This window comes from Streptomyces sp. AHU1 (genome assembly GCF_045343905.1).
Classification (GTDB): Bacteria; Actinomycetota; Actinomycetes; order Streptomycetales; family Streptomycetaceae; genus Streptomyces; species Streptomyces triticiradicis.
On the sequence record NZ_CP174284.1, the window covers coordinates 251,480 to 263,264 of the forward strand.

Genomic DNA, 11,785 nt, shown 5'->3' on the forward strand with positions numbered 1-11,785 from the left:
CACGATGCGGGCCTCGGTACAGGACGGCGGTACGGACGATGTGCGCCCAACCCTGCATCCTCGGGATTTCCCGAGCAATCACGCCTGGCTCTTGAACATGACATCTCCAGGTGTACCCGAGGATGAAGCACACGCTGCCCTATGGGGCACCTCTGCCGCTTGCGCAATGACCGCGCGGACCGCGATCACCTCCGACGGAGACCGACCAGGCGGATCAAGACGACGGTTTCCGGAAACTGCGTCGAGCGTGGCATGCATGCAGGAAGGGGAACCGACACGCGTGTTCCTGGAAAACACTGTGTCCAGGCCGAGGTTGAGGATCCCGCGGTGGCTGTCGGCGCCGCCTGTGATCAAGTCGTGGAGTCGATGATGCTGCCGTCCTCATACGCCTACTGCGTGAGGACGGCACCGGGAGGGTTACGCAGGGGCGTTCACGGAACAGCGGCGGCTTGCTCGTCGAGCACGTGGCCCTCGTTCGAGCAGGTCGAGCGCAGCGTGGATGGGCAGGATCAAACCCACTCACAGACTCAAATGCCGAAAGACGTTGTGCGACACGGTCATCCCGACACTCGGCGTCCCGCGCAGCTTCACACCTGTGCCGTTCGTGTACAAGATCATGCTCTACTCCACATCCATGCACTCGCCCGCGGCGCCGCACTTGTAGCTGCAGGACGAATCGTTGCTGTGCATGTCAACCTCATGCGTGTGCCAGACTTGACATCCTCCCGGGCCTAAAGGCCCGGGATTCCAATCCGCTCCCACTGCGGCGACGCGGTGGGCAGCTCCTGGCGGGTTCCTGCTTCGCTGCGCGGTGCGGGCACGGGTGCCCGTCTTACCTGCGCTCCACAGGCTGACACCGCCAGTCCGGCGGCCTTGGCGACGTTGAGCGCCGCGTTGATGTCCCGGTCCAGGACGGCCCCGCATGCCCCGCAGGTCCACATGCGGACGTGCAGGAGCTTGGGTCCGTCCTTGACGCCGCATGCGGAGCACACCTGGGAGGTCGGCTCGAAGCGGCCGATTTTGACCAGGGTGCGCCCGTACCGGGCGGCCTTGTACTCCAGCAGGCTCACGAACGCGGACCAGCCGGCGTCGTGCACGGACTTGGCCAGGCGCGTGCGGGCGAGTCCTTTGACACACAGGTCTTCCACGGCGATCGCTTGGTTCTCGCGGATCAGCCGGGTGGAGAGCTGGTGGTGGAACTCGCGGCGCGCGTCGGCGACCCGCGCGTGGGCGCGGGCGACCTTCAGCCGGGCCTTGCCTCGGTTGCTGGAGCCCTTCTCCTTGCGGGACAGGTCCCGCTGTGCCTTCTTCAGGCGCTTCTCGGCCCGGCGCAGGAAGCGCGGGCTGTCGACCTTCGTGCCGTCGGACAGGACCGCGAAGTGCCCGAGGCCGAGGTCGATGCCCAGCTCGGGCGTCGTCTCCGGCAGCACTTCCGAGGCGTCCGTCTCCACGACGAAGCTCGCGAAGTACCGGCCGGCCGCGTCCTTCACCACCGTCACCGTGGACGGGGCCGACGGCAGCGCACGCGACCAGCGCACGGGAACGTCGCCGATCTTCGGCAGGCGCAGCTTCCCGCCCGGGGTGATCCGCCAGGCCGCGTTCGCGGTGAAGCGGATCGACTGCCGGTTGTCCCGCTTCGACTTGCAGCGCGGTGCACCCATGCGCGGGCGCTTGCCCTTCAGGCCGTCGAAGAAGTTCCGGTACGCGGTGTCCAGGTCGCGCAGGGACTGCTGGAGGATCACCGCCGACACCTCGCCGAGCCAGGCCCGCTCCGGGGTCTTCTTCGCGGCCGTGAGGCGCTTGGACAGCTCCGCCGAGGTGACGAACGGCAGCCCCGCCGCGCGGGCCTCCTCGCGGACGCGCAATGCGTCGTTGAAGACGACCCGCGCGCACCCGAACGCCCGCGCCAGCGCTGTGCGCTGACCGGCGCTCGGGTACACGCGGAACGAGTACCGAAGCTGCATAACGATCACTCTACCATTGGTCCATGTCACCACGATGGGAACCGAATCCTGATATTCGCAGGGGTCGAACAGTCGTCTACAACCTTCACGCACATTTGGTGTTTGTCACGAAGTACCGGCGCGGAGTCATGAACGACGAGATGCTGACGCGCTGCGAAGAGGTCATGCGCAATGTCTGCGAGGACTTCGGAGCGGAGCTGAAGGAGTTCAACGGCGAGGCCGACCACGTCCACCTGCTCGTGCACTACCCGCCGAAGGTCGCGCTCACCGGCCTGGTCAACAGCCTCAAGGGCGTCTCGTCCCGCCGCCTGCGCGCGGAGTTCCCCGGCCGGGTCAACCGGGCGATCATGCACGGCCGGTTCTGGTCGCCCTCGTACTTCGCGGGCTCATGCGGCGGTGCGCCGCTCCAGGTGGTCAAGGACTACATCGCGCAGCAGAAGCGCCCGGACTGAGCGCGGCCGGCCGTGGGCCCGGGTAGACAGTGCGGACCCGTGCCCACGGCTGAGGTCAGAGCAGCCCTGAGATGCGATTCACCCCCGGCCTGAAGGCCGGGGCGCTCTCGCAAGATCAGAGGTAGGAGTTGTCCCCACCACCTCCCAAGACCAGGCCACCACGGCGGCTGCTCACCCTCCCCGAACCCCTGCCATGTGCAGTTGGCGGCGAATCCCGGTTCGGCGAACGGATCCACCGACGTGGCGGCGGCCCCTGTGAAGCTGCGCACTCGCCGGCCCGTGCTTTCATGAAGGAATGGCTTCGACGGTGCTGCAACGGCGGTTCTGCTAGAGAGCAGCACCGTTGATGCTCTCAGAACCAGCGCGCAGCCGGTTGCGGAGGTACGAACGCGCAGGACAGACACAGAACCTCCCTCGACCAGAACAGGGTGACCTCGCCCAGGACTGAATGCCGCCGCGGCGCACGGGACGGGGTGACCGGCCCCAGAGAATGAGGCACATCTACAGGTCAGTACAAGAGGCGGGTCAACGACTGAGCCACTGAGCCTGTGATCGCAGCTTCCGCCGTCTTCCTTTTCTTTCCGAGAAGTCGACTGTCATAACACGTATCGTCTTGCCCGGGACATCCGGCTGGCTCTCAATGGACCGGCGGACGCCGCCTTCGGATCGAGCGCATGCTGGTCCGAATTTCCCCTAACCCGTACGGGTGCTTTCACCCGATCCGGGCGGGCCGCGCACCGTGGCTGGAGCGGTGGTCGCGATACTGGTTCTTGCGATCACATATGAAAAGCCTGCACTTGCGCTCCGTCGACCTGACATCTTCGGGCAATAGCCTCATGGTTCTGGCCTCCAGGCCGGTGTGTGATGTCCGGGCTGAGAGTGCCGCCTGCCCCGTTCAGTCTGGCAGCGTCGTGGCCCCGAGACCTGGACGGCGTCACACCGACACGGCATATCCGGGGGCTCCTCGACGGCAGGCCTCGACAAGACGCTGGAAGCCGGGGGAGCAGTGCAGCCGCCGTGGCATCGGAGCGGTGCAATCCGCGACGGCTGCAGGACAACATGATCTTTGGCGTTCAAGGGCTTCAGTTGCGGCTCCAGGAGACCTGTCCAGCACGCAGCAAGCAACGGACCAGGATCAGCGTACGGGGTACGACGAGTCCCAATCAGGTTCGTAAGCGTGTGGCATGGGCTGGTGGTGTTACTCACCGGCCTGTTGTTTTCGCCGGCTCCGCTGCCCTCGGGCGTCGATCGCGCGGGTCAAAACTGCTGGACGAAGTACGGCTCGACAGTCATCCAGCCGTTGCCGCGAGCGCCGTAGCGGGTGCCGTTGTCGCTGCTGGCCAGGGTGTACCAGGAGTCGACGTAGTCGGGATCGTCCGTCCACCAGTCGTTCGGGATGGCGTCGAGGATCGCGTTCACCAGAGGGACGTAGGTTCCCTGGTCGGTGATGGTGAGCAGGGCAGTGGCGATGGCCTTGGCGAGGTCGCGGTAGTTGGTGCTGCCGTCGTCCTCCATCATGACGGCATCGGCCAGGTTGTACTTGTAGTTCGACCAGTTGACCAGGATCTGGCTGGGCCGGTAGACCGTGCCATCGTTGTCCAAGTAGGGCATGTCGACGGGGTCGACGCGTACAGTGCCGTCCTGCCCGAAGCCGGTGACAAGCGTGTAGATCTCGGCGTCACCCTTGATCCAGGGCTCCTCGTCGTCCGAGAGCTCCACCGCGCTGATGCGTGTGGTCCAGAAGCCGCCGGCTGCTGCTTGAGCTTGTTGCCTGCTCGTTGCTTCCGCCTTCGGGGCTGGCGCCGCTGCGGCGGAGGTCAGGCCGTAATGACGCAGTTGCCTGTTCAGGACACTCAAGCCGACGGCCAGTGCCTTGGAGCCGTCGATGTCAACGACGTATACGGGACGGGCGGGCACGTGGCGGGCGTTGAGCGTGTGGGCTCGGCCCCGACTGTCGTAGGCGACGATGGTGGCAGCATTGTCATCGGTGGTGGCGGGGGCCACCCAGGGTTCTTTTCCGGCAGACAGCGCGCCGCGCATTGCACGGTCGCCAAGTCTCAACCGGAGCAGTGATCCGATGCCAGCGTCAAGGCCTTTGGCAGCGGCGATCTGGTGATCCGCCGCGGCCAGTGCGGACTTCAGGCCCTTATCGGAACGGTTGGCCAGCGCCGTGACAGGCACCTCGTCAGCCGTCAGAGCGGCATGCTGAATGCGGGCACGCCAGTCGGAGTCGGACAGGGAACGGGCTATGGCACGCGCGGCTTGGTCCTGCGCCGTGGCAACCGTCGCTGCGGCGGGCGGAGGGGCCGCGGCGGCGGGCTGGGCGGCAACGGCCTGGCCAGCGGACAATGCGAGTAATGACACCACGATGGCGACGGCGCCATGACGGCGCGGTTGACTGGGTCTCACTGGGCGATCCTCCCGGGAGCAAGTACGAGTGCTGTCAGGTGGAGCGGCGGAATTACAGGTCTATGCGAGTAGACCTGCTGAGCCACTATGGCGGGTTCATGACACTGAGGCAAGAGGCAGTGACTGCACGTGGACACCTCGGCAAACACCTCAGCCACCATCCACAGCACATGGCAGGCAAGCCGAGATCAAAAAAGGTTCCGCCCACCGGACCGGACGGTATGGCCTCGGACGGGCCGGTCCAGTGGAACTACAGAATGGATACCGCTCGTTCGAGTCTTCGCCGAAACAACTCAACCGGCCGCCACAGAAGTCGGCGATCGACACAATTTCACTGAGTGGCCGGAGTGTTCAGATCCGAACTCGTGCTGGATTCCTCTTTAGCTGGGTATATGTCCTGGTGGCGGGGTAGTTGTGGGTGCTCGGGGACGAGTGCTGGGCCATGGTTTTATGGGCACGACCGGGGCGTGATGAGGAAGAACGGGCCATCGTCGGTCGGCTCGCGCGGGCGCGGAAGGCGCCGCGGGATGTGGTGATGCGGGCCCGGATGATCGAGCTGAGCTGGTCGGGGCTGCGAGTTCCGGCGATCGCTGAGGAGCTGGACTGCAGCCAGAAAACGGTTCGCTGCTGGCTGCGCCGCTTGGGCCTTGAGGGGCTGGATGATCTGGGCGGGCAGGGCCGCAGGCGGCGGATCACCGAGCAGGAACGCTCCCGGATCATTTCCCTGGTCAAGACCGTGCCGCCGGGGCGACTGCGGTGGGAGCCCGTCGGGGAACTGTGGGCCTTCGACGAGTCCGGGCCGTCCGAGTGGACGCTGGATTCCCTGGCCACAGCAGCGCGGGCCGAGGGGATCAAGGCGGGCCGCTCGTAGGTCAGACGCATCCTGCTCGCCGAGGGGGTGTGCTGGCGCCGCACCCGGTCCTGAATGCGGTCAAAGGACCCCGACTTCGCCCCCCAAAAGACACAGATCATCGGCCGCTGCACCCAGCCGCCCGACGACGTGACGGTGATCTGCGCCGACGAGCTGGGGCCGGTGGTCCCCCGAGCGTTCCCGCCCGCACCCGCCTGGTCACCCGACGGGCACCGGATCAAAGCCGAGCTCGACTACAGCCGCGGACCGGAGAAGACCTGGATCTACGGCCGCCGGCGGCCAGGCCATCACCACGACCGCGTCGTCCCGCGACAGCGTCTTCTGCCAGCAGTTCCTGCAACAGATCGAAGAAGCCAACCCGACCGGCGAGATCTGGATCGTCACCGACAATCTGTCCAGCCACAACAGCCTGTCCACCCAGACCTGGCTCGAGGACCACCCCCGTATCCACCACGCCTTCATCCCCGTCGGCGCCTGCTGGCTCAATCTCCAGGAAGGTTGGTGGCGCACCTTCCGCAAAGCCGCCCTCGCCGGCCGATCCTTCGCCACCCCCGACGACATCGCATACGCCACCGCCCTCACCACCAGCCAACTCAACTTCCGCGCGAAACCATGGACATGGGGCAGACCCACACCCCCCAGCCCGACGACTACGACGCCGATATGCTTACTTCGTTTGAGGAATCCAGCACTAGGAATCGCTGAACCAGGAGCCGATCGAGTTCCATTGGAAGGCATCCCGCCAGGCAATCTCGCCCGCTGCCCAGCCTGTCAGGGCTGCGATGACCTTGTCCGCTGAGAGCGTCCGTGTCTGATAGTGCTCGGCAGGACTGCGATCACGGTATTCGAGCTGGTAGGTGCCGTCAGGCCGGAGCCAGACCTGGGCGTAGCAGTCCGCCTCCGCGGCGCACTGCAACACGAGGTGGCCGTCACGGGGAAGGTTCAACACAGTTGCTTCCAGTCTGGCGCCGCGTGGGCAGTTCTGCTCGGGGTGGTGACCTGGGTGCGCAGGGGGGTCCGAGACTGCGGGATCTTCCCGGTCAGGCTCGGCCGACGGCAGTCCGCAGGCATCGACCAGTTCGAAGAAGAGGTCTTCCACGAACGGGTCCGCCCTCTTGGTCAGGACCGTACGCAGTGCTTCCCGATCTGCGGTAAACCCGCCCTCGGCCGACCATACTGCTATCTGCTCCGCTGCTTTGGGCACGTCCGCGAGCAACCAGCGGACCCTCCCCTCTTTGTCGGTCTCCCCCAGTGGCGCCTCATCCTCCGAAGGGGGCGGCACCGACACCTCGTAGTCGGCAGCCATCACCGGATCAAGGAAGGTCGACCATCTCACCCCGGACGGAGTGAGACCGCGGACGTAGCAGACATCGCTGTCCATGACGCTTGCAATCATGACTGGCGAGCCAGTTGCTGTGACCAGCCGGTGCAGCCACCGGTCGTCGTCGTTCTTCGGCAGATAGTCATTCGCTTGCAGCGTCTGCCAGCCCCCGGGGCGTGGTCGGCACTCGTGGAAGTAATCGGCACGCTCCTCGATGCACCACTCCGCGTCGTCGAATATAGGCAGGTCCGGCAACGAAGAACTGCTGCGCACCAGGACAAAATCGCCAGAGTAACCCATGCTTCCTCCCCAGAGACTGCCGCGATGCTAGTAGGGCTTGGTCAGGTTCGTATGGGTGTGGGTATGTCTTGGTGGCAGGTGAGGCAGACGCCGGTCCAGGTGGCGAGGAGTGTCTGCAGTTCGCGGACGACCCGGTAGAGACTCAGGCCTGCACCATGTCTTTTGGTTCTCGTGCCAGTCGTTGCAGGGTGCAGAAGGCGTGGGCGGCCGAGACCAGGGTGACGTGGTGGTGCCAGCCGCCCCAGGTCCGGCCCTCGAAGTGGGCCAGTCCCAGGGCCTGTTTCATCTCGCGGTAGTCGTGCTCGATGCGCCAGCGGAGCTTGGCCAGCCGCACCAAAGTGGCCAGCGGCATCCCGGAGGGCAGGCTGGAGAGCCAGAACTGCACGGGTTCGGGTTCGGTGGCCGGCCACTCGGCCAGCAGCCACCGTTCGGGCAGTTCCGGACCGTCGGCGGCCCGGCGGACGCCGCGTCCTGCAGGCCGGATCCGCAGGGCGACGAAACGTGAATACATGCGCTTGAACCCGTTCTGGCCCTTGCCGGGTCGGGAGCCCTCCCGCCAGGACACCGGCCTCGCGGCCGTCTTCCCGGCCGTGATGACCAGATCTTTCACCGTCTGCGCAGGCTCGCAGTACTGCATCTTCGGTGGCCGGCCGGTGCCCGCATAGGCGGGCTGGACCAGCCGGGCCTCGGCCCGATGGGCAGTGTGACGGCCGGAGACACCGACCGCATAGGGCAGATCGCGCTCCTCCAGGCCGTGACGGAAAGCGGCGGCATCCCCGTATCCGGCGTCCGCGACGACCAGGGGGACATCGATGCCCCAGGACCGGGTCTCGTCGATCATGTCCAGGGCCAGTTGCCACTTCTCCACGTGACCTGCCTGGGCGGGGATGCCACAACGAGCACGGCGGGCGACCTTGTCCGCATCCGCCTCCGGGGAAGCGGGATCCCAGGACGCGGGCAGGAACAACCGCCAGTCGATCGCGGCCGAGGCATGGTCGCGGGCCAGGTGCAGCGACACCCCGACCTGGCAGTTGGTGACCTTGCCCGCGGTCCCGGTGTACTGCCGCGACACACACGCCGATGCGTCCCCGTCCTTCAAAAAGCCGGTGTCGTCGACGACCAGCGCCTGCGGGCCGATCACCTCGTGCATCCGCCAGGCCAGCCTTGCCCGCACATGCGCCGGATCCCACGGACTGGAAGTGATGAAGTGAGCCAGCGCCTGCCGGTTGCCGTCCTCGCCCAGGCGGGCCGCCATCGGCTCGACCGACTTGCGCCGCCCGTCCAGCAGCAGCCCGCGCACGTATGCCTGTCCCCAGCGCCGCTGATCGGCACGGAAGAACCCGTCGAACAACTCCGCCGCGAACGCTTCCAGATCCTCCCGGATCCCGGCCATCTCCTCAGGTGTCACAGCACGTCAACGACGCTCATGCACCAGCGGACACGCCACTCACGAGTGAAGATGACCAAGCCCTACTAGTGCTCTGACCGGGAAGGTTGGCCGGGGTGGTGGTTCCAACGGTTGGATGTGCGGTGACGTCCGTTCCGACTGCCGGGGGGTGTGGTGGCTGAGCCTGTCCGTGTGCGCAGGCTGACCGACCAGGAGGGACAGAAGCTGCAGCAGATCGTGCGCCAGGACAGCACCAGTTCGGTGCGATACCGGCGCACGATGATGCTGCTGGCCGCAGCCGACGGGAACCGGGCCCCGGTGATCGCGAAGCTGATGCGGGCCGACGAGGACACTGTCCGCGACGTGATCCACCGGTTCAACGAGATCGGCCTGGCCTGCCTGGATCCTCGATGGGCGGGAGGCCGTCCTCCCCCAGGCTCCGCCCGGGGGTACCCCCAGCCTGCTCAGCACTGACGACGAGGACTTCGTGGTCCAGACGGCCATCACCCGCCCCAGCAAGCTCAGCCAGCCCTTCACTCGCTGGTCCATCCGCAAACTCGCCGCCTATCTGCGCAAAGTGCACGGCCGCGTGATCCGCATCGGCCGCGAGGCGTTACGGTGCCTGCTCGCCCGCCGCGGCGTGACCTTCCAGCGGACCAAGACGTGGAAGGAGTCGCCCGACCCCGAGCGTGACGCCAAGCTGGAGCGCATCGAGGAGGTGCTGGAGCGTTTCACGAACCGTGTATTTGTGTTCGACGAGTTCGGGCCGCTCGGCATCCGGCCCACTGCCGGGTCGTGCTGGGCCGAGCAGGGCCGGCCCGAGCTGCGTCCCGCGACCTACCACCGCACCCACGGGGTGCGGGCTGCTATTCGATCGGCGACGACGCCCTGTGAGGCGTCAACCGCAGGAAGAAAGGCGCCGGCAACACCCTGGCCGCACTGACGGCGCTCCGATCTACGTCATTCTGGACAATCTGTCCGCCCACGAAGGCGCCGATGTCCGTCGCTGGGCGAAGAGGAACATGGTCAGGCTGTGTTTCACCCCAACCTATGCGTCTTGGGCAAACCCGATCGAGGCCCACTTCGGACCATTGCGGGCCGTAGGCGGCATCCGCGGTCACCCAGGCGATCGGCAGCGTGGCTGTCTACCGCTACATACGCGAGGCCGTCGAAGTGCTGGCCGCCCAGGCACAGACCCTGGCCTATGCAATGACGATCATCCGGGCGAAGGCGTACGTGATTCTGGACGGCCCCCTCCTGCCCATCGACTGGGGGCACCTCCCGGCCGAAGACTGGGGGAGATCGCCGCCGCCACTCCGTACTACTCCGGAAAACACAAGCGCCACGGCATGAACGTCCAGGTCATCACTGATCCCTTCGGCTGACTGCTGTGGGCTTCCGCAGCCCTGCCCGGCTCCGCCCACGACCTGATCACCGCGCGAACACGGCATCATCGACGCGCTCGCAACGGCAGGGCTGAAGTGCTGGGCGGACAAGGCGTACCAAGGGGCCGGCCGCCATGTCCACGTACCTTCCGGGGCCGCTGGCTCAAACGCTGGAAGCGACGGGACAACAGCACCCACGCCAAAATCCGGTGCCTCGGCGAGCAGGCCATAGCTGTCCTGAAGGGCTGGCGCCTCTACGCAAGCTCCGCAGCAGCACCAACCGGATCACTAACATCATGAAGGCCATCGTCGTCCTTCACCACGCCTCAACCTGAGGTTGGAAAGGGCTCAAGCATTCGCAGTATGGCGGATCCAGCATTTCGGGCGACTGCAGAGTGCGATCCGAAAACACAGCAGCAACCATTGCGAACGGAACACTGACGGCGGCTGGCGTGGACCTGCCGAGCCCCACCGATAACGGCCCAGCCCAAAGCACCGCCAGCAACCGTGAGCCGAGCGGTCAAGCTTGCGAATCGCTCACGCTCGGCCCAGGTGCCGTCGGACACGATCGAGCCGTTGTGGATCTGGACGCCATCTGACCACGGCCCTAGGGCGTGTATCGAGTTGTGATCAATCTGCGGGGTTCGCTCTCGCGGCGGGGTCTGGTCCGGTAGACCTTCTTGTGTGACGCGAGGGCAACTGACGGACGCAGAGTGGGAGTTCATCGGGCCGTACCTGCCGGTCGGCGAGTACGGCCCGTACCCCGGGCGGCTGCGGCAGCAGTTCGAGGGTGTGATCTGGCGGTTTCGGACCAGCGGGCAGTGGCGGGAGATGCCACAGGAGTTCGGCGCCTGGTCGACCGTGCACAATCGCTTCCGGCAGTGGCGTGACGCCGGCGTCTTCGAGGCTCTGCTGGAGGGTTTGATCGCGGAGGCGGCGAAGCGGGGCGAGGTGGACCTGTCCCTGGTCAGTATCGACTCCACCACCGTGCGGGGACACCACGATGCCGCCGGGATGCACCTGGGCGAGGACGTCGTCACCGCCCTGGAGAAGGCGGCTGCCGAGGAGGAGAAGGCCAGGTCAAAGGGGGCAGCCTCGAAGAACAAAGCGGGCAGGACGCCGATCCCGAAAGGCAGGAGCGGCGACGCGTCCGGCGTCGGCGAAGAGTCCGCCTGAAGGCCGCTCTCCTGGGACGTTCCAGGGGCGGGCAGACCAGCAAGGTCCATCTGGCCGCCGACCGCAAGTGCCGCCCGCTGGCGTTCGTGCTGACCGCGGGCCAGGCTGCGGACAGTCCACAGTTCATCCCGGTGCTCAGGAAGTTACGGGTCCGCGGCCCCGTCGGCCGCCCCCGCACCCGGCCGGACGCGGTTGCCGGGGACAAGGCCTATTCGTCCCGCGGCAACCGGGCCCACCTGCGCAAGCGCGGCATCAAGGCAGTGATCCCGGAGAAGAGGGACCAGGCCTCCAACCGGAAGAAGAAGGGGTCCAGGGGCGGTCGGCCCGTCAGCCACGACGCCGCCCTCTACAAGGAGAGGAACACCGTCGAGCGCCTGATCAACAAGCTCAAGGCCTGGCGAGGCATCGCCACCCGATACGACAAGACCCCGGACAGCTACCTGGCCGGCCTCCACCTCCGAGCCTCGATGATCTGGATCAAAGACCTCACCCGAACCACCAATTGATCACGACTCGATAC

6 protein-coding genes and 4 pseudogenes are annotated in these 11,785 nt (G+C 66.3%); 6 read left to right on the top strand and 4 right to left on the bottom strand.

All coding sequences use genetic code 11. The features are described 5' to 3' along the window. Positions 1–731: 731 nt before the first annotated feature. Complete coding sequence (locus ACICHK_RS42100) at positions 732–1,964, bottom strand: RNA-guided endonuclease InsQ/TnpB family protein (RefSeq protein WP_406841599.1); 1,233 nt, start codon at positions 1,962–1,964, stop codon at positions 732–734. 23 nt (positions 1,965–1,987) lie between these two features. Between ACICHK_RS42100 and tnpA the strand changes: the two genes are divergently transcribed. After that, positions 1,988–2,416 carry an IS200/IS605 family transposase gene (gene tnpA, locus ACICHK_RS42105; RefSeq protein ID WP_406841600.1) on the top strand — a complete coding sequence of 143 codons (429 nt, stop codon included), beginning with the start codon at positions 1,988–1,990 and terminating at the stop codon, positions 2,414–2,416. A 1,257-nt stretch (positions 2,417–3,673) separates the two neighbouring features. Here the strand turns inward: tnpA and ACICHK_RS42110 are convergent. Beyond that, a complete protein-coding gene (locus ACICHK_RS42110; protein ID WP_406841601.1) occupies positions 3,674–4,825 on the bottom strand; it encodes a DUF3103 family protein in 1,152 nt (383 codons plus the stop codon). A 418-nt stretch (positions 4,826–5,243) separates the two neighbouring features. Between ACICHK_RS42110 and ACICHK_RS42115 the strand changes: the two genes are divergently transcribed. After that, positions 5,244–5,696: a helix-turn-helix domain-containing protein gene (locus ACICHK_RS42115; RefSeq protein WP_406841602.1), complete on the top strand. Its 453-nt coding sequence runs from the start codon at positions 5,244–5,246 to the stop codon at positions 5,694–5,696. A gap of 162 nt (positions 5,697–5,858) precedes the next feature. Next, positions 5,859–6,376 (top strand): annotated as a pseudogene (locus tag ACICHK_RS42120) (transposase). Between the two features lie 11 nt (positions 6,377–6,387). On the opposite strand, the gene ACICHK_RS42125 reads toward ACICHK_RS42120, so the two are convergent. Beyond that, entirely contained in the window at positions 6,388–7,317 is a 930-nt protein-coding gene (locus ACICHK_RS42125) for a hypothetical protein (protein ID WP_406841603.1), read from the bottom strand. A 142-nt stretch (positions 7,318–7,459) separates the two neighbouring features. Beyond that, positions 7,460–8,710, bottom strand: a complete 1,251-nt coding sequence (locus ACICHK_RS42130; protein ID WP_406841604.1) for an IS701 family transposase — start codon at positions 8,708–8,710, stop codon at positions 7,460–7,462. A 168-nt stretch (positions 8,711–8,878) separates the two neighbouring features. Between ACICHK_RS42130 and ACICHK_RS42135 the strand changes: the two are divergent. The 3 pseudogenes from ACICHK_RS42135 to ACICHK_RS42145 form a co-directional block, all read left to right on the top strand. Next, positions 8,879–9,801: pseudogene (locus ACICHK_RS42135) on the top strand (IS630 family transposase); the annotation flags it as partial. Positions 9,802–9,832: 31 nt separating this feature from the next. After that, a pseudogene (locus tag ACICHK_RS42140) lies at positions 9,833–10,424 on the top strand (transposase family protein); the annotation flags it as partial. A gap of 349 nt (positions 10,425–10,773) precedes the next feature. After that, positions 10,774–11,771, top strand: a pseudogene (locus ACICHK_RS42145) (IS5 family transposase). The last annotated feature ends 14 nt before the right edge of the window (positions 11,772–11,785 follow it).

What these genes read in the sequence shown, in the direction of transcription:
- ACICHK_RS42100 (WP_406841599.1), bottom strand. Translation starts at nt 1,964, where the DNA reads ATGCAGCTTCGGTACTCGTTCCGCGTGTACCCGAGCGCCGGTCAGCGC.
- tnpA (WP_406841600.1), top strand. Translation starts at nt 1,988, where the DNA reads ATGTCACCACGATGGGAACCGAATCCTGATATTCGCAGGGGTCGAACA.
- ACICHK_RS42125 (WP_406841603.1), bottom strand. Translation starts at nt 7,317, where the DNA reads ATGGGTTACTCTGGCGATTTTGTCCTGGTGCGCAGCAGTTCTTCGTTG.
- ACICHK_RS42130 (WP_406841604.1), bottom strand. Translation starts at nt 8,710, where the DNA reads ATGGCCGGGATCCGGGAGGATCTGGAAGCGTTCGCGGCGGAGTTGTTC.